Raw genomic sequence first — 16,831 nt, forward strand, 5'->3', positions numbered from 1 at the left:
ACACGCGGGCAGGCGCTCGTGGCGCGTGTGAGACTGTCAGGACAAGCTGAAGGAGCGACACGTGACCGACCCGCGCGCGAATATGGAGGGCAACAACCTGCTCAATCTCGGTGCGCCCCACCTGGACTGGTCGAAGACGCCCGGCCGGGTGCCGGGTTTCTGGATGTCGGTCGTCAGCGTCGTCCTCGCGGTGCTGCTGCCGTTTCCCGCGCTGTTCGTTGCCCTGATCGGGCTTTCCCTTTCATTGCGGGCTTTCAGTGTGATCCCGGCCGGCGCCCGAGGGCGAGGGCTGGTGCTCGCGTCGCTGGCCCTGTCGGGAGTCGCGATTCTGGCTGTCGTCGTGCGGCTGGTTCTGGTCTTCGTCTAGCCGTCGTGTTTCAGCCGTCGTGTTTCAGCCGTCGTGTTCCAGCCGTCGTTTTCCAGCCGTCGTGTTCCAGCCGACGTGTTCCTCTCCGCGTCCTGAACGAATTCGACGGAGAATCTGGCCGAAATGTCTCAAAACCCGGCCGAAAAGCACTTGTGCTCCAAAATCTCCGTCGAATTGGTTCACCACGTCACGGCTTCAGCCGGCCCATCCCGGGGAGGAAGCGGCCGGCGCGGGCGCCGTAAGCGGCGTAGTCCGGGTGCTCGGCGACGAGCATCCGCTCTTCCCAGCGTGCCTTGCCCGCCAGCAGCAGAACGAGGGCGAGCCAGGCTACGAGATGCCAGACCGATGCACCGAGCAGCACGAGCCCAAGGCCGCAGATCATCAGACCGGTGTAGATGGGGCTGCGCACAAGACCGTAGACACCAGTGGTGACCAGAGGCGCGTGTTCCCGCGGAATCGGGCTCGCGGTGAGGGCCGGTCCGAGGCCGAGCATGCCGAGCACGGCGAAGACCGCGCCGGCGACAGCAAGCACGATCGCGCCAAAGACAACGGCGAGGTGCACCGGCCACAGTGTGCCGTGGGGCAGGAGGGCCAGGGCCAGGAGCAGCAGGAACTGGGCCGACACCAGGGCAATTGCGAGCGCACGCTTCATGGCTTGAGGCTACGCCCTGACCTGCCTCGGCTTGCACGTATTCGCGACCCCGGAGGAGATCGCGGATGTCACGAACACTGCGGCCGTTACGATCCCGGCCAGCTTCTTGTCCTCCTCGTAGCCGGCCAATGCCCAGCCGCCCTTGTCGGTCTGGGCTCCCGCGAGCACGAGAGGGAGCTTCAGCAGACATTGTGACCCTGGACGCCGGCCCTAGAAGGGCGGTGGGTCGTCGACGGCGCCCGGAGGCTCGAAGGGTATTGCCGGATCGGACCTGTAGTGGAGACCGCTGGGCGCGGTCCAGTGGAGCTCGCCGCGCGGCGACTGGGTCACCGTCCAGTTGGTTTGGGTCTTCAACCGGTGGTCGGGCGCGCAGAGGCTGGCGAGGTTGTCGTACCGAGTGATGCCGTCTTCTTGCCATTCGTGGCTGTGGTCCATCTCGGCGCGGGCCGCCGGTCGGTTGCAGCCGGCGAATCGACAGGTTTCGTCTCGAATCACAAGGAGCCGCCGGAGGTCCTTCGGCACCCGGTACTGATCTCGGCCGACCGACAGCATCACGCCGGTCTCGGGATGGACCAGGATGCGAGTAAAGCTCGGCGCTCCGGCCGCCAGTTCCCGGGCCGTCTCGGGGTCGATCGGCCCGCACCCCTCAAGGTGACCCGGCTCGTCGCTGCGGCCGAGGAGGGTGAGCACCGGCACCGTCACGTTCACGGTGGCGCGGATGCCCCGGCCGAGCCCCGCGGGGGTGACGCCGTCGACCACCAGTGCCGCGAAGGCATCCGCTCGGAGCTGGGCCAGGGTGCGGTGCTCGTCGGGGCCCTGCAGACTGGCCGCCATGTCGTTGACTCGGTGGAAAATCGCCTGGGCAACCGGCAGCTGCTGGTAGCTGTGCAGCCACCCCATGCCGTCTGCGGCCGGCTCGAACATGAGGGTGCGGTCGGCCTGGCTCTTGCTGCGGCGCACGGTAATCGACTCCGGATGCGACTTCTCCCGCAGGCGGCGGGCCGTGCGGTCGAACTGGGGCACGGTGAGCCGTTTCGCCTGGGGCAGCATCTCGGCCTCGAAGGCGGCGCGGGCCGCCGTCGGAAGAGAATTGGCGTGCTCGATCAGGACCCGCACGTGCGCGTAACTGATCTGGCCGGCCGCGAGGGCATTGCGGCTGGCGGTGAACGTGCCGGTGAGCGCCTCGCTCTGCGCCATCAGATTGGAGGCCGAAGCCTGGGAGATGTGCAACGCACAGGCGAGTTCGGAGATCGCGGTGCGGTAGGCGATCTCAAGGGCGTTCCACCGGGAACCGGCCACGCCGGCCGAAACCGAACCGCTGTCGACCGCGCTGTCGGCCGCGCTGTCGGCAGGCGGCGTGAGCCCCTGTTCGACGGCCTCGGCCCGAGCCGTCCGGCGGGCGCGATCACGTTCGACGGCAAGCTCATTGGACAGGCACCAGGCCCGCACCTCGTCGACCGCCTCGGCCCGCGCCGCCGACGCCGCGGCGAGCAGTCGGTCGGCGGCCGCGGCCGCGGAGACCAGCTCGGCCAGGACACTCATTCTGCGATCGAGGGAAGCCGCATCACCGGACGTTTCGGCCGTCACGACGCCGAGCGCGCCGCCGTCGTCAAGCTCTTCGATGTCGAAGTTCTCGATGTCGCTGAGATCGGCCAGGTTTTCCATACCCTGATTTTAGCACTGATGGAATCTCAGTTCTAGAAATACGCAGAAAATCTACATGACTTTTCGAAGATGTTGACCATCAGTACCAGCCCGAGGCCACCGACTTGTACCACGCTCCACAGGGATCGCCGTAGCGCTCCGCGATGTAGTTCAGACCCCAGGAGATCTGGGTGGCCGGGTTGGTCGCCCAGTCGGCGCCGGCCGAGGCCATCTTGCTGCCGGGCAGGGCCTGCGGGATGCCGGTGGCACCGCTCGAGGCGTTGTAGGCGTTGACGTTCCAGCCGGACTCCTTGTTCCAGAGACTGACCAGGCATCCGAGCTGGTCGGCGCCCCAGCCGTACTTGGACGCCATCATGTCCCGGGCGATCGCCTGGGCTCCGCTGGGGTTCGTGGGGGCGGCGGGGCGGGGCGGTGCCGGGGCGGGCGCGACCGGCTTGGGTGCTGCCGGCTTCGGAGCCGCCGCCTGGGCATCCGCGGCAGCCTGGGTATCCGCGGCAGCCTGAGCAGCTGCGGCGGCCTGAGCAGCTGCGGCAGCCTGACCAGCAGCCGCGGCCTGCTCCGCGGCGATGCGATCGGCCTCGGCGGTCGAGGCCTTCACGACCTCGGCTTCGGCAGTGACCTGCTCCACAAGATCGAAAACTCGTTCGGGAGCCAGAAGCGAGTACTCGCTGAGCGAGGCGACGGTGCTCGAGAGCGCCGAGACATCCGTCTTGCCCTGGGCCGCCGCGATCACGCCGGTGGCACCGGCAAGGGCGGTGCGGGCGCTCGCGGAGGCGTGGGCCGGGACGACTCCGTCGAGACTGCCTGCCTGCTCGGGATGAGGGCCGGTGGCGGCTGCCAGAGCTGCGGTGGCAATGATGCGTTTCTTTTGCTCGTCCGCGGCAGCCTGCGACGCAGACTGGGCGGAGAATCCACTGCCCACGATGGCGCCAACGGCGATGACGGCGCCGGCCACGAGTAGGCGGCTTCGTCCACGCCGGCGACGCGTTTCCTGATGGCGGGTGAGTCCGACGTCGGTGCCGATCGCGGCTGCCGCACGGACCGGAGTGGCGTCTGATTCAGGGTTTGAACTGGGGAAAAGGACGGACAAAGGGGAAGACGAGTCTGAGTTTGGCATAACTTTCACTGGGCGAATCGCGCGCGGCTGCGCTCACGCTTCTTTTTCGACGTTCCTCGGTCGGGGACCCGGCCGGGCGAACCTTCAAGACTGCCCGGGATTTCTGGACATATCCTCATTTTTAGCTGGCAAAGCACTGGCAAAGCAGGGTGGCGGGATTGCCCAAAAGTCGACTTGGTGGGCCGAAATCCGGATGGTCGTGATGCAATGGTCCGTGATGTCACAACGCACCGCCCCACCGCACCGCTTCGTCTATTCGGCCGATGGAGTCAACCTGGCCACCTACGAATTCGGAGATTCGAGCGCCCCCACCGTGCTCGCCGTGCACGGCTTCGCCTCCAGCGCCGTCGCCAATTGGCACGTCACCGGCTGGACGCGCGATCTCATCCGCGCCGGCTTCCACCTGATCGCGATCGACCAGCGCGGGCACGGCCTGAGCGACAAGCCCCGCTCCCCCGCCGACTACACGATGGAGGCGTTGGTCGACGACGTGTTGCAGGTACTCGACGCCTACCTGCTCGACGAGGTCGCCTACGCGGGATACTCCCTCGGCGCCCGCGTGGGCTGGCAGGCCGCCCGCGAACTGGAGGGACGCATCTCGCGGGCCGTGCTCGGCGGCATACCCGACGGCGACCCCCTCAGACGCTTCAAGGTCATGGATGCCCGCGCTCATATCGAGCACGGCACCGAGGTCGCCGACCGCCTTACCGGGGCATACCTGACCATGGCCCGCGCGCTGCCCGGCAACGACCTCAAAGCCCTCGTGGCCCTCGTCGAGGGAATGCGCGGCGGCCCCCAACCCGGCGCCGACAACGCGCCGACTCAGCCCGTGCTCTTCGCCACCGGGACCAAAGACAGCATCCTCGAGGCCTCCAAGGTACTTGCCGCGGCCACGCCGAGCGGAGGATTCTTCGAGATCCCCGGGCGCAATCACTTCAACGCCCCGACGTCACGCGCGTTCCGGGAGGCGGCGATCGAGTTCTTCCGGAGCGGGAGCAGCAGCGGGAGGGTCGAGGTCCCCCTGCTCTGCTGATCTGCGCTCATCGGGGCAAAGACTTTCGATCGCGGCGTCGGCGTCGTCATCGGGCTTGTGGCTGGAGGTGCAGCGGCCCTCCTCTGGTTTGTTGGTTTGTCGTCGCCGCAGGAATTGCGATGCTCGAACGAGGAACGTCGAGCAAGGCCCGTCGGTCTTTGAACCAGCGCACCACTCCCCTCTCGGCGGGAATCGCGATGGCAAGAACGCGCGGAGTCTTCGCCGGCGCCGTGACCGTGACCGTTCTGGTGCCCGCGCACAACGAAGAGACATCGATCTTCGCGACACTGTCATCGCTGCTCGCCCAGTCGCACCGCCCGGAACGCGTCGTGGTCGTGGCGGATAACTGCACCGACGGGACCGTCGACATTGCCCGATCGCTGGGGGTGGAGATCTTCGAATCTCGCCGGAACACATTCAAGAAAGCCGGGGCGCTCAATCAAATCCTGAAGGTGCTCTTACCGGGCCAGGGCGACAACGACCTCATCATGGTCCTGGATGCCGACACACGTCTCGACGACGGCTTTCTGGAAGCCGCCGTTGGTCGCTTCACCAGCGATCGTGCGCTGATGGCGGTCGGTGGGTTGTTCTCCGGAGAGGAAGGTTTGGGGCTTCTCGGTCAGTTCCAGCGCAACGAGTACATTCGGTACTCCCGTGACAGTCGCCGTCGCCGGGGCCAGCGGGGATGTCTATGACACCGCCGCGCTCACGGAAGACAACGAACTCACCATTGCCCTGAAGTCGCTGGGAGCGCTCATCATCTCTCCCTCAAAGTGCACGGTGGTCACCGAGGTAATGCCAACCGTTCGCACTCTGTGGGTACAACGCCTGCGCTGGCAACGGGGCGCGTTGGAGAACATCGGGGCATGCGGCGTCTCACCCTTCACCTTCCGGTACTGGGCCCAGCAGTTGGGCCTGGGCTACAGCTTCATCGCGCTCAGCGCGTTCCTGCTGCTCATGCTTGTGACGCTTCTGGCGATCGATTCGTGGGTCTGGTTTCCGTTCGGGCTGGCCTCGGTCTTGTTTTCATCGCCGAACGTGTCGTGTCGGTCTGGGCGGGCGGTCTACGGGCACGCCTGCAGGCGCTCACGCTTTTCCCCGAGCTGATCTTCGATGTGTTCCTAGACCTCGTCTTTGTCAAGGGGATCATCGACATCACCCTGGGCCGGCAGGCACAGTGGGGCCATGTCATCCGCTCCGCACCCAACGACGAACTGCAAAGGGTGGCCTGATCCATCATGGTTGATGCTCTCCACGCCCTGGTTCCGGTCGGAATCCTCCTTCCGTCAACGGTGCTCCAATCGGACGAATTCGCCATCCTTGCGGCGTTCGTCGCCATCAATACGGTCATGTTCGCCGCACTCGCGGTCGCGAAGATCCTCCCGAAGCCACACCCCACGGATTGGTTTCGCGTACGCAACCGCCGGGCTTCAACCAGGAGCATCCATCCGGACGAATGCCTCTAGCGTCGAACGCCTGAGCCCTCAGGCGGCCGCGGCCGCCTGACTGGTGAACGCAGCACGACGGTCGAGGTGGATCCCGGCGAGCATGCACCGCACTGAGCCGCCGGCGAGTTCGATCGTGGGCACGTCAAGCGGCAGGATCGTGCAGCTCTGCTCGATGATCCGGCGCTGCTCGGCAGTCAGACTGCCGAGGGCGCGGCGGGAGAGCGCCAGCATTCGTCCGTTCCGTCCGTGCAGTTCGATCGCGTTGCCGGCGTAGTTGCGGATCTGATCGCGGTCGAGGGCGAGCACCTGCCGATCCTGCGCCGCCAGGCGCTCCACGACGTGGCTGCGCCGGGCCGGCGACTCGATCAGGTCGAGACCGACCAGGGCGAAGTCCGTGGCGATGCACATCATGACGTTGGTGTGGTAGATCGGCGTGCCGTTCTCGTCAGACGCGTCGAAGACGATGGGCTCGTAGCCGAAGTTGGTGCAGAACCGTTCGAGCGCGATCGGGTCGGCCCGCCGCGACCGGGCCACATAGGCGATGCGCGCCGCATGGTCGAGAACCATGGCGCCGGTTCCCTCGAGGAAGACGTCGTCGAGTTCGAGACCGGAGTAGTCGACGACATCCTGCACGCGGTAGCGCTGCTTGAGCATCTCGACGATGTCACCCCGGCGCTCGGTGCGCCGGTTCGGCGCGTGCATCGGATAGAGCGCCACGTGACCCCCGGCGTGGGTCGAGATCCAGTTGTTGGGGAACACGCTGTCGGGGCGGCCCGGCCCGTCGTCATCGAACAGGTGCACCGCGATGCCCTGCGCCTCCAGTGTGCCTGCTACCTGGGTCACCTCGGCGTAGGCGGCCTCGGCCACCAGGGCGGCGTCGTGCCCGGCGTCCCGTGACTGGAAAGCGTTGTCATGGGCCGTCTCGGGGTTCGGCGAGAAGAAATGTGGCCGGATGAGCACCACGGCCGATGGGGCCTGCACGGACACCGGGGTCAGACGAGGACGGGCGCGCCCGCGGTGACCAGACCGAAGAGGTCTTTCGGGTCATCGGGGTCGGCGACGAGGTCGATATCGGTGTAGAACGAGGTCTGGTCGACGGCATCCTGCAGGAAGCGGAGCGCCGAGAAGTCCTCGATGGCGAAGCCCACGGAGTCGAAGACCGTGATCTGCTCTGCCGAGGTGCGGCCGGCGGCCTCGCCGAGGAGCACCTGCCAGATCTCGGTGACCGGGAATTCGGGGTGCATCTGCTGGATTTCGCCCTCGATACGGGTCTGCGCGGTGAATTCCACGAAGACGTCGGCGCGGTGCAGGATGCCCGCGTCGAGCTCCGTTTTGCCCGGGCAGTCGCCGCCGATGGCGTTGATGTGCACGCCGGGGCCGACCATGGCGTCGGTGAGTACGGTGGCATTCGCCTTGTCCGCGGTGCAGGTCGTGATGATGTCGGCGCCGGTCACGGCATCCGTCGCCCCGGTGGCGACCATGATCTCGAAACCGAGCGGAGCCAGGTTGCGCACGAATTTGGCGATGGCATCGGGATCGGTGTCCCAGACGCGGAGCCGGTTGATGCCGAGGAGCCCACGGAAGGCGAGCGCCTGGAACTCCGACTGGGTGCCCGTGCCGATCATGGCCATGGTGTGGGCGTCGGGGCGGGCGAGCGCGCGCGCGACCATGGCCGAGGTCGCGGCGGTGCGGAAGGCCGTGAGCACGGTCATCTCGGACCAGAAGGTGGGGTAGCCGCTCTGCACGTCGGCGAGGACCCCGAACGCGGTGACGGTCTGCAGGCCCCGCGACGGGTTCGACGGATGACCGTTGACGTACTTGAAGCCGTAGGTGACGCCGTCGCTCGTGGGCATGAGTTCGATCACGCCGAGCGGTGAGTGGCTGGCCACGCGCGGCGCCTTGTCGAAGGTAGGCCAGCGGCGGAAGTCCCGTTCGAGGTACTCGACCATGTCGGTGAGGATGCGTTCCACACCCGTCGCGGCGGCCCAGCGGTTGATGTTTCCTACGTCTACAAAGCGCACCACGTGCGTCTCCCCTCGTTCAGGTTTACAACCATATGCATGGGCGATGTGCAGCCGCCATTTGATTATTGCCGCATTCTGTCCAGATGACTATGCATTGTGCGCTCAATATACATACACTATGTGCAATGTATCCCCTCGATGACCTCGACCGCCGCCTGCTCTCCGTCCTCCGCGTGAATGGCCGCGAGCCCGTGGCCAGCCTCGCCCGCGACCTCGGTGTCACCCGGTCCACGGTCAACAGCAGGCTCAAGAGGCTGACCGATTCGGGAACCGTCGTGGGTTTCGGCGTGCGGATCAGGGAGGACCGCGACCCGAACTCGATTCGGGCCATCACCCTGATCGAAGTGGAGGGGCGCGCAATCACGAAGGTGATCCACGCCCTTCGCGGCTTTCCGGAGGTGAAGGCCCTGCACTCGACCAACGGCGGTTGGGACCTCGTCGCCGAGCTGCGCACCGACACCCTGGCCGACTTCGACCGGCTGCTCGGGCAGGTGCGCTCGATCGAGGGCGTGCTCAACAGCGAGACCAGCCTGTTGCTCAGCTCGGTGTCGAGCGAGGAACTGCCGGGCACCCGCGGGTTGTCGCAGAACTGAGGCTGCCAGCACCTCCGCGCCTCACCCGCGCTACATTCATGCCGGCTTCTTGACGACGCGGCACTTCGATACTTCCCTGATGGTGCGTGGGCGCACGTTCGTTGACCGGATGCGGGAGGTGGAGGCAGGCTACCGGAAGGTGAGCCGGGAGCTGACGTTGTCGGACTGGAACAACGAGCCCCACAGCAAGACCGTGCTCGACGGCCTCGCGCGGCTGACCTCGGCGCTGCAGTAGCCTGCCTCCGGGGTGAGGCTAGTCGCGCGTGATCTTCCAGATGCCGTCGGCGAGGTCCTTGTCGGGGTGCTGCACCGTAGCGAACAGCTCCTTCGGGTTCTTGCCGAAGTAGATCCCGGTGGTCTCGGCGCCTTCATCCGTCAGCGAGGCGAAGAGCTCGACGCTGTCGGACGCTCCGTCGTGGTCTCGGTCCTTTTCGGCCCGGAAGATGTCGCTGAAGCTGTTGTCTTCCGTGATCCAGAGGGCGCCGTCGGGGCCCTCGGCAAGGTTGTCCGGGTTGTTGAACCCGCTGACCCCGGCGGCCTTGTCCTCGACCGGCACGTTCACGCCGGCCTCGACGAAGCTGCTGACGGTGAGCTTCGACAGGTCGATCGCGACCACACGCTCCTCGGAAGTGTTGGCCACGTAAAGGGTCTGGCCGATGATCTCGACGTCTTCCGGGCGACCGAATTCGGTGGCGCTCACCGCGTTGGCCGCGGCATCCGCGTCGACGCGCACCTGCGCCTGGTCGAGGGCCACCCATTCGAAGGCGCCGACCTTCTCGGTGAAGGTGGCCTGGTTCCACTTTTGCGCGGCATCCGTCAGCCCGGTGATCTTGAGGGCGTGCAGCCGTCCCTGGGAGAGGTCGCCGCGAACGGTCGGCACGAACTTGAAGATTGAGCCGCCGTTGAGTTCGTCGATGACGATGACGGAGCCGTCGGCCGTGACGTCGATGCCCTCGTGACGTTGCGCTCCGAGCTCGGTGCGCTCCTCGATACGCTCGACCGTGGTCGGGTCGTTCTTCGCGAAGAACAGTTCGAAGACCTTGCCGCCGGTGGTCTCTTCCGTGACGAGGAGGCTGCCCCAGGGGGTCCAGCGGATGCCATCGAGACGGTTCCAGTCCGCGCGCTGCGCGATGACGCTGACCGCACCGGTCTTCAGGTCGGTCACAGAGACGGCGCCGTTCGAGCCGACCTCGTAGGTGTTGTAGAGGAAGCGGCCGGCCTGGGCACCGGTCTCGTTCTGGGTGTTCATGTCATGCAGGTCGTCGACGCCGGGGTAGACGTCGAGCACGGTTTCGTCGTGCACGAGGGTCTGGGTGAAGCCCTCCGGTAGCAGGTACGGCTGGGTCCAGTCGGTGCTGCCCATGCCGTAGGCGGAACCGGCGAGAGGCACGAAATCGAACGGGCCGGTCGCGGCGAGCGCGGCAGGGGCGATGCCGACGACTGCGGTGGCAGTGGCGGTGGCGGTGAGGGCAAAGACAGCGATCTTTTTGCGCAAGGCGCGACTCCTTCATAGGGGGTAGGTACAACGCCATCGAATCTATGAGCCTCATGCTGACGCCCGGAGGTCTCCCGGTCTCCAGCCGGTGTCGGCCCGGTGAACACTCGGTGCCCCCGTCTCAGCGCGTGACAGGAACCAGACTTCACCCGCCGCTGGGTATTCTGGAGCACATGAAGCTGACAGCACTGGCCACCCTGACCCTGGTGGGGGCGCTGGCCTTGAGCGGATGCACCACCGGCGCGCCCGAGACCGACACCACCCCCGCCGCCTCCTCCGCCACCGCCGCTCCGGCCGACGGGGCCTGTGCCGGCGTGAGCGTCGTCGTCGACTTCGGCGCGCTCGACGCCCCTGAGATCACGGACTGCGTCGACACCGCCACCGCCACCGCCGGGACGATCACGGCCAGCACGGTTCTGGCGACCGCCGGTGTGGAAACCGAGGGCACCGTGGAGTGGGGCGACCAGGTGGTCTGCCGCGTGGGCGGCCGCCCGGCCGCCGACGAAACCATCAAGGTGGCCGGCGAAACCCCGTTCACCGAAACCTGCGCGTCCATGCCCGCCGCTGCCGCTTACTGGGCGCTCTGGGTCAAGCCCACCGCCGACGCGGAGTGGGAGTACGCCCAGGAGGGCCTCGGCAGCCTCGAGCTGGAACCGGGCCAGTCCGTCGGCCTCATCTTCACGACCGGCACCGAGACGCCCACCCCCGGAAGCTAATGCTGCGCTTCCGGTTTTCCCCCCTGCGCTCGGCGGCGCTGCTTGCCGGAGCGTTCGTGGGCATCCGGGTGCTCTACCGGGTGGCCTTCAGCGGGGCATCCGGCGGCGGCCTGTTGCTGCTCGACCTCCCGCGCCTGCCGCTCGATGGGCCGTTCAACCACATCGCGTTGTTCGGGCCCGTCACGACCGGAGGCCTCGGCAATGCCGCCCTGAGCGCGCTGCCCTTCGCTCTGGTGATCCTCGGGTTCGGAGTGCTCAACGCGCTCGTCGACGTGCGCCGCTTCTTCGCCCGGGGCGCTAACCGGGGCCCGCTGCGCGCCCTGTCGCGGTCGCTCGTGATCGCCTGGGCGACGTTCCCGGCACTGATCGACGCGGTGCGCCGGGTGCGCACGGCCAGTGCGTTGCGCGGCGAACGGTCGGCACCGGCCCTGCTGGTGCCGGTCTTCGAGCAGACCGTGGAACGGGCGCTCGGCCTGGCTGCGTCCATGGAGTCCCGCGGGTTCGCCGCCACGCGGGCGGCAGCCGGCGAGTGTGAGAAGCCGGTCGTGATGACGGATGCCGCACTCGGCTTCGAGGGTGAGCGGTGGCACCTCGAGGGACTCACCCTCGACCTCGCTCCCGGCACGCTGACCGTGATCGCCGGTTCGACCGGATCGGGAAAGACCAGCCTGCTGCACAGCATGAGCGGTCTCTTCCAGCACTTCGCCGAAGGCACCCAGCACGGTTCGATCGAGGTGGGCGGCGCCGACCGCGCCGCCACTCCCCCGCGCGAAACGGCCGGCTTCGTCGGACTTGTCACCCAGAACGTGCGGCTCTCCTTCGTGGCCGAAACCGTGCCGGACGAGATCGGCTTCGCCCTCGCGGTGCGCGGCATCGCACCGGTCCTCGTGGAGCAGCGGGTGCGCGACGTGGCCGAGCGGCTGGGGATCGAGCATCTGCTCGGCCGCGGCACCTCGGAGCTCTCGGCGGGCGAGGCCAGTCTCGTCGCCATCGGCGCCGCCCTGGTCAACCAGCCGATCCTGCTGCTCGTGGACGAACCTCTGGCCGATCTCGACACCCCGGCCCGGGAGCGCGTGGTGCAGGTGCTCGACCGCCTGGCCCACGAGACCCAGGTCTGCGTCGTGGTCGCCGAGCACAACACCCGGGAGTGGTCGAATTCGGCGGATGCCTGGCTCGAGCTCCGCGGTGCGCGCGTGCATGCGCTCGGCCCGGGCGAGCGGCCGAGTGCGCTGGTCGCGGCGGAGCAGGCGGCGGAGCAGGCAGCACAGCAGGGTCAGAGCACCCTGACCACCCCCGCCACCGGGCCTGCGGGGCCGCTCGCGAGTATCCGTCACCTCACGGTTCTGCACGGGAGCGAGCGGGCGGTCGACGATGTGTCGCTGGACCTCTACGCGGGCGACCTGGTGGCGCTCGAGGGTCGGAACGGCGCGGGCAAGAGCAGCCTGCTGCGCGCGATCGCCCTTTCGGCGACGCGAGGCAGCGTGCTCGTGGCCGGGCGGGACGTGGCGCAGCTGCGCCCCCGATACCGCCGCACGGCTGTGGCCCTGGTGCCGGAGAATTTCGACGATCTGCTCTTCGCCGTCACGGTGGCCGAGGAGTGCCGCCGGGCCGACCGCCGGCTGAAGCCCCCGGCCGGGAAGGGAACCGGGATCGGAACCGCGCTCCGGTTCGCGAACCTACTCGGGCTTGGCACCATGGCGGAGGCGGCGCACCTGATGCGGCGGCATCCGCGGGACCTCTCGGCCGGCGAACGCCTCTGCCTCGTGATGGCCATCCAGCTGGCCGCCGAGCCGCGGGTGCTGCTGGTGGACGAACCGACGCGCGGCCTCGATCCACAGGCCCGGGCGATCGTCGCCGCCGCGCTAGTGCGCGCCTCGAGTGACACGTCGGCGGTCCTGTTCGCCACCCACGACCGCGACTTCGCCCGGTCCCTGGCGACGAAGACGGTCATCATGGCCGCCGGCCTGCTCACCGAACCGGAACCGGTGCGGTCATGAGGCGCACCGGCTGGACGGGCTGGACCGCCTGGGTGCTCGGCGGCGGCAGTATCCTCGCGGCCGCCGGCTTCGCCTGGCCGTTCTTCGCCTCGGCGCTGCCGGAGAACGCCCAGTCGGCCGCGCCGGTCGTGGCCTTCGCGCTCGTGCCGGCCCTGATCGTGGCCCTCGCTCTCACCCTCGACGGGGAGATGTACACGGCCAAGACCGTGGCCCTGCTGGGGGTGCTCTCCGCGGTCGGCGCCGCCGTGCGCATCGCGGGCACCGGCGTCGGCGGCGTCGAGGCCGTGTTCATCCTGCTGATCCTGGCCGGTCGCGCCTACGGGGCCCGCTTCGGGTTCCTGCTCGGCCTGCTCACCATCGCGGTGTCCTCGGCCCTGTGGGGTGGGTTCGGCCCGTGGACCCCGTTCCAGATGTTCGCCTGCGGCTGGGTGGGAGCCGGGGCGGCGCTGCTGCCGCGCATCCGTTCCGCACATATCGGCGCGGCCCGCCTCGAGATCGCGATGCTCGTGGCCTACGGCATCGTGGCGTCCTACCTCTTCGGACTGGTGATGAACCTCTGGTTCTGGCCGTTCGCGGTGGGCTCGGGCACCGACATCTCCTATGCGGCCGACGCCACGCTCGGCGAGAACCTCGCCTCCTTCGCCCTGTACACGCTCGTGACGTCGACCCTCACCTGGGACACCGTGCGCGCCATCACCACCACGGTCGGGATCGTGCTGGTAGGCCCGGCCGCACTGGCCGCTCTCCGCCGAGCGAAGCTGGGCCGGCCAGGCAGGGCCGCCCGACCACCCCAGGCCGAACCGGCTACACCGGCTACACCGGCTACACCGGCTACACCGAGAAGTACTTCCCTTCCGGGTGGTGGAACACGAACGCATCCGTCGACTGCTCCGGGTGCAGCTGCAGCTCCTTAGACAGCACCACACCCATCCGCTCAGGCCTGAGTAGTTCGACGACCGTGCGGCGGTCCTCCATCTCGGGACAGGCCGGGTAGCCCAGCGAGAACCGGGTGCCGCGGTACTCGAGCTTGAACATGCCGGCCAGTTCGACCGGGTCTTCGGCACCCAGGCCGAGCTCCTCCCGCACCCGGGAGTGCCAGTATTCGGCCAGCGCCTCGGTGAGCTGCATGGTCAGCCCGTTGAGCTCCATGTAGTCGCGGTATCTGTTCTCGGCGAAGAGCTTTGCCGTGACCGTGTCGACGTTCGCTCCGGCCGTGACCAGTTGGAGGGCGACGACATCCGTCTGGCCGGATTCGCGTGGGCGAACGAAGTCCGCCAGGCACAGGTGCCGGTCGCGCCGCTGCCGGGGGAAAACGAATCGCAGGCGTTCGGAATCCACGGTGCCGCCGGAGCCGCCGTCGGGGGCGGGCAGGCCGGCGACCCCCAGCACGCCCGACGGGTCGTCGCCGTGGTGCAGCACGACGAGGTCGTTGCCCTCGCTTGAGGCCGGGAAGTAGCCGTAGGCGACGGAGGCGTCGAGTATGCCCTCGGCGAGGATGCGGTCGAGCCAGTAGCGCAGCCGGGGTCGGCCCTCGGTGTCCACCAGATGCTGGTAGCTCTTGCCGTCGTCGCCGCGGCTGGGCTTCAGACCCCACTTCCCCATGAACGTGGCCCGCTCGTCGAGGAACGTGGAGTACTCGGCCAGCGCGATCCCCTTGACGATGCGGGTGCCCCAGAACGGCGGAACGGGCACGGGGTTGTCGGCGACCACATCGGAGCGGGACGGCATGGCGTCCGGCTCCGTGACGGTGAGCAGACTGCGCTTGTGGATGCGCTTTTTGAGCGGCGGCAGACCCACGGATTCCGGGTCGGCGCCCCGCGCGACGGCGACCAGCGGCTCCATCACCGCCAACCCTTCGAAGGCATCCCGCGCGTGGCGCACCGTGCCGTCGAACAATTCGGCACGGTCCTCCTCGACGTAGGCCCGTCCTACAGCATGGTGCCCATGGCGCCGTCGGCGATGACGACCCGGACGTTCAACGCATCCAGCAGAGCCTGGGCCCGCATCGGTCGCACGGCGTCGGTGTGCAGGGCGTCGTGTGCACGGGCTTCGCTCATCGGCCCAGCTCGACCGGGCCGCCCGCCGCGCAGCTCCGTGTAACGCGCCGTGGCCTCGGGCACCGCAGGGGACGCGACTGCGTCAGGCCGGCGAGCCGCCGGCGATCTCGTAGGACCACAGCTCACTGCTGATGCCCATGGGCCGGGCCGGTGCTTCGCCCTCCGTCGGGGCGTCGCCGCGGTGACCCTGCGCGAAAGACGGCGAGGTCAGCCAAGCCTGGAAGGACTCCTCGTCGGCCCAGCGGGTGACGACCAGCCAGGTGCTGCGACCATCCGTCGGCTTGAGTAGTTCGAAACCCTCGAAACCCGGTCGGTCGTCGACCGCACCGGCTCGGGCGGCAAACCGGAGGGCCAGCTCGTCGCCGTTGTCGCCGGGCACCGTGATGGCGTTGATTTTGATGATCGTCATGGGGTTTCTCCCTCTCGTGGATGCACTGTTTATTCCTCCCATGCTGTCACCCTCGGCGGCAACGACCTCACCCTGCGGGCTCTCGCCAGGCCCGATGCCTATGCTGGTGTCACAATGCGACTCTTTCTGATCCGTCACGGCCAGACGCCCGCGAATGTGCTCGGCCAGCTCGACACCGCTCACCCTGGCCCTGGCCTGACCGAGCTCGGGTTCCGGCAGGCCTCAGTGATTCCGGATGCCCTGCGCCTCGAGTCAATCGACGCCATCTTCGCGTCGACGCTCGTACGCACCCGGCTCACGGCCGAGCCGCTGGCGACCGCGTTGCAGCTCGACGTTCAGGTGGCCACCGGGCTGCACGAGATCGAAGCTGGCGCGCTCGAGGGACTTAGCGACCGGGCATCCATTCGCACCTATTTTGAAACCGTGCTGACCTGGGTCACCGGGGACCTCGCGGCCAGGATGCCCGAAGGCCTGGACGGGAACAGCTTCTTCTCCCGGTTCGACGCCGATATCGCTTCTGCCGCCGCCGGTGCCGACACGGCGGCGGTGTTCAGCCACGGCGCGGCGATCCGCGTGTGGACCGCGGCCCGCGCCAGCAATGTGTCGCCCCTGTTCGCGGGCACGACCGACCTCGAGAACACGGGGATGGTCGAGTTGTCCGGCTCTCCCGAAGACGGTTGGACCCTCGTGTCGTGGGCCGGCCTCAGCGTGGGCTCACCGGGCGGACCGCAGCTGCTGTCGCTCAAGGTGCACTGAGTCCTCCGCCATTGGTTGTCTCGCGCGGTTGTGTCGCGCGGTTGTGTCGCGCGGTTGTGTCGCGCGATTGTGTCGCGCGGTTGAATTACGCCCGGAGGGCCAAACCAATTCGACGGAGATTTCAAGGAAAAATCCGGTTTTCGGGCTGTTTTGGGGCAATTTGGGCAGAATCTCCTTCGAATTCGTTCGGGACGAGACGCTACACCGGCCTGACCGACGCCCAGCGCCTGTCCATGATCGGCATCACGCCGATGATCGGGCTGAACGACACGGGAGAGGTCTGCTCGCTCACCGACACGACCAAGGTCGGCAAGTTCGCCAAGGCGAACGCGCTGAACTACCTCGGCTGGTGGGAAATGACCCGGGACCAGCCGTGCACCGGCGGGATCGCCGCGTACATGTGCTCCGGGGTGAGCAACCCGCAGTGGTCGTTCTCCCGGGCGTTCGTGGCGGCCACCAACTAGCCGCACGCCACTCAGCACCGAAAAGACGCATGCCCCTG

At 67.8% G+C, this 16,831-nt stretch carries 21 protein-coding genes and 1 pseudogene; 12 read left to right on the forward strand and 10 right to left on the reverse strand.

Features of this window, described 5'->3' with window-relative positions:
* The first annotated feature begins 61 nt into the window (after nt 1-61).
* Complete coding sequence (locus tag E3T34_RS05195; protein ID WP_134342372.1) at nt 62-367, forward strand: hypothetical protein; 306 nt, start codon at nt 62-64, stop codon at nt 365-367.
* A gap of 187 nt (nt 368-554) precedes the next feature.
* On the opposite strand, the gene E3T34_RS05200 is transcribed toward E3T34_RS05195, so the two are convergent.
* The 4 genes from E3T34_RS05200 to E3T34_RS05210 form a co-directional block, all read right to left on the reverse strand.
* Nucleotides 555-1,019, reverse strand: coding sequence for an isoprenylcysteine carboxylmethyltransferase family protein (locus tag E3T34_RS05200; RefSeq protein ID WP_134342373.1), 465 nt, complete (start codon nt 1,017-1,019; stop codon nt 555-557).
* Nucleotides 1,020-1,028: 9 nt separating this feature from the next.
* A complete protein-coding gene (locus E3T34_RS15750; RefSeq protein ID WP_166784718.1) occupies nt 1,029-1,187 on the reverse strand; it encodes a hypothetical protein in 159 nt (52 codons plus the stop codon).
* Between the two features lie 42 nt (nt 1,188-1,229).
* Nucleotides 1,230-2,684, reverse strand: a complete 1,455-nt coding sequence (locus E3T34_RS05205; RefSeq protein WP_134342374.1) for an HNH endonuclease signature motif containing protein — start codon at nt 2,682-2,684, stop codon at nt 1,230-1,232.
* A gap of 79 nt (nt 2,685-2,763) precedes the next feature.
* Nucleotides 2,764-3,639: a transglycosylase SLT domain-containing protein gene (locus E3T34_RS05210; protein ID WP_241977342.1), complete on the reverse strand. Its 876-nt coding sequence runs from the start codon at nt 3,637-3,639 to the stop codon at nt 2,764-2,766.
* A gap of 379 nt (nt 3,640-4,018) precedes the next feature.
* Here E3T34_RS05210 and E3T34_RS05215 point away from each other — a divergent pair, with 379 nt between their 5' ends.
* The 4 genes from E3T34_RS05215 (at nt 4,019) to E3T34_RS05225 (ending at nt 6,300) form a co-directional block, all read left to right on the forward strand.
* The gene (locus E3T34_RS05215) at nt 4,019-4,834 is read left to right on the forward strand and encodes an alpha/beta fold hydrolase (RefSeq protein WP_241976840.1); all 816 of its coding nucleotides are present in this window, start codon (nt 4,019-4,021) and stop codon (nt 4,832-4,834) included.
* A 119-nt stretch (nt 4,835-4,953) separates the two neighbouring features.
* Nucleotides 4,954-5,529, forward strand: coding sequence for a glycosyltransferase family 2 protein (locus E3T34_RS16395; RefSeq protein WP_241976839.1), 576 nt, complete (start codon nt 4,954-4,956; stop codon nt 5,527-5,529).
* Complete coding sequence (locus tag E3T34_RS16400; RefSeq protein WP_241972982.1) at nt 5,489-5,941, forward strand: glycosyltransferase family 2 protein; 453 nt, start codon at nt 5,489-5,491, stop codon at nt 5,939-5,941. Before E3T34_RS16395 ends, E3T34_RS16400 begins: the two co-directional genes overlap by 41 nt.
* Before the next feature lie 131 nt (nt 5,942-6,072).
* Nucleotides 6,073-6,300, forward strand: coding sequence for a hypothetical protein (locus tag E3T34_RS05225; protein ID WP_134342376.1), 228 nt, complete (start codon nt 6,073-6,075; stop codon nt 6,298-6,300).
* An 18-nt stretch (nt 6,301-6,318) separates the two neighbouring features.
* Here the strand turns inward: E3T34_RS05225 and ctlX are convergent, their stop codons facing one another.
* Complete coding sequence (gene ctlX / locus E3T34_RS05230) at nt 6,319-7,269, reverse strand: citrulline utilization hydrolase CtlX (protein WP_198411465.1); 951 nt, start codon at nt 7,267-7,269, stop codon at nt 6,319-6,321.
* Between the two features lie 5 nt (nt 7,270-7,274).
* On the reverse strand, nt 7,275-8,306 hold the full coding sequence (locus E3T34_RS05235) for an ornithine cyclodeaminase (RefSeq protein WP_104171237.1): 1,032 nt from the start codon (nt 8,304-8,306) through the stop codon (nt 7,275-7,277).
* A gap of 125 nt (nt 8,307-8,431) precedes the next feature.
* Between E3T34_RS05235 and E3T34_RS05240 the strand changes: the two genes are divergently transcribed.
* Both E3T34_RS05240 and E3T34_RS05245 read left to right on the forward strand, forming a co-directional pair.
* The gene (locus E3T34_RS05240) at nt 8,432-8,899 is read left to right on the forward strand and encodes an Lrp/AsnC family transcriptional regulator (protein WP_134342377.1); all 468 of its coding nucleotides are present in this window, start codon (nt 8,432-8,434) and stop codon (nt 8,897-8,899) included.
* A gap of 49 nt (nt 8,900-8,948) precedes the next feature.
* Nucleotides 8,949-9,134 carry a hypothetical protein gene (locus E3T34_RS05245; protein ID WP_134342378.1) on the forward strand — a complete coding sequence of 62 codons (186 nt, stop codon included), beginning with the start codon at nt 8,949-8,951 and terminating at the stop codon, nt 9,132-9,134.
* Between the two features lie 18 nt (nt 9,135-9,152).
* On the opposite strand, the gene E3T34_RS05250 is transcribed toward E3T34_RS05245, so the two are convergent.
* Nucleotides 9,153-10,394, reverse strand: coding sequence for an alkaline phosphatase PhoX (locus tag E3T34_RS05250; protein ID WP_233191436.1), 1,242 nt, complete (start codon nt 10,392-10,394; stop codon nt 9,153-9,155).
* A 173-nt stretch (nt 10,395-10,567) separates the two neighbouring features.
* Between E3T34_RS05250 and E3T34_RS05255 the strand changes: the two genes are divergently transcribed.
* The 3 genes from E3T34_RS05255 to E3T34_RS16405 are packed head-to-tail and all read left to right on the forward strand — an operon-like array spanning nt 10,568 to nt 14,021.
* Nucleotides 10,568-11,110 carry a hypothetical protein gene (locus E3T34_RS05255; protein ID WP_134342379.1) on the forward strand — a complete coding sequence of 181 codons (543 nt, stop codon included), beginning with the start codon at nt 10,568-10,570 and terminating at the stop codon, nt 11,108-11,110.
* Nucleotides 11,110-13,107: an ATP-binding cassette domain-containing protein gene (locus E3T34_RS05260; protein ID WP_241977343.1), complete on the forward strand. Its 1,998-nt coding sequence runs from the start codon at nt 11,110-11,112 to the stop codon at nt 13,105-13,107. Before E3T34_RS05255 ends, E3T34_RS05260 begins: the two co-directional genes overlap by 1 nt.
* Nucleotides 13,104-14,021 carry an ECF transporter S component gene (locus E3T34_RS16405; protein ID WP_241977344.1) on the forward strand — a complete coding sequence of 306 codons (918 nt, stop codon included), beginning with the start codon at nt 13,104-13,106 and terminating at the stop codon, nt 14,019-14,021. Before E3T34_RS05260 ends, E3T34_RS16405 begins: the two co-directional genes overlap by 4 nt.
* Here the strand turns inward: E3T34_RS16405 and E3T34_RS05265 are convergent.
* The 3 genes and pseudogenes from E3T34_RS05265 to E3T34_RS05270 all read right to left on the reverse strand — a co-directional run.
* Nucleotides 13,939-15,051 (reverse strand): annotated as a pseudogene (locus tag E3T34_RS05265) (vitamin B12 dependent-methionine synthase activation domain-containing protein); the annotation flags it as partial. The gene E3T34_RS16405 and the pseudogene E3T34_RS05265 overlap by 83 nt on opposite strands.
* Nucleotides 15,036-15,164: a hypothetical protein gene (locus E3T34_RS16690; protein ID WP_255570918.1), complete on the reverse strand. Its 129-nt coding sequence runs from the start codon at nt 15,162-15,164 to the stop codon at nt 15,036-15,038. The gene E3T34_RS16690 and the pseudogene E3T34_RS05265, both read right to left, overlap by 16 nt.
* 82 nt (nt 15,165-15,246) lie before the next feature.
* Complete coding sequence (locus E3T34_RS05270; RefSeq protein WP_134342381.1) at nt 15,247-15,573, reverse strand: antibiotic biosynthesis monooxygenase; 327 nt, start codon at nt 15,571-15,573, stop codon at nt 15,247-15,249.
* A 114-nt stretch (nt 15,574-15,687) separates the two neighbouring features.
* On the opposite strand from E3T34_RS05270, the gene E3T34_RS05275 reads away from it, so the two are divergent.
* Nucleotides 15,688-16,329 carry a histidine phosphatase family protein gene (locus tag E3T34_RS05275; RefSeq protein ID WP_134342382.1) on the forward strand — a complete coding sequence of 214 codons (642 nt, stop codon included), beginning with the start codon at nt 15,688-15,690 and terminating at the stop codon, nt 16,327-16,329.
* A 233-nt stretch (nt 16,330-16,562) separates the two neighbouring features.
* Nucleotides 16,563-16,793, forward strand: a complete 231-nt coding sequence (locus E3T34_RS05280) for a hypothetical protein (protein WP_134342383.1) — start codon at nt 16,563-16,565, stop codon at nt 16,791-16,793.
* Nucleotides 16,794-16,831: the final 38 nt, after the last annotated feature.

This window comes from Cryobacterium sp. TMT1-62, assembly GCF_004403145.1.
Classification (GTDB): domain Bacteria; phylum Actinomycetota; class Actinomycetes; order Actinomycetales; family Microbacteriaceae; genus Cryobacterium; species Cryobacterium sandaracinum.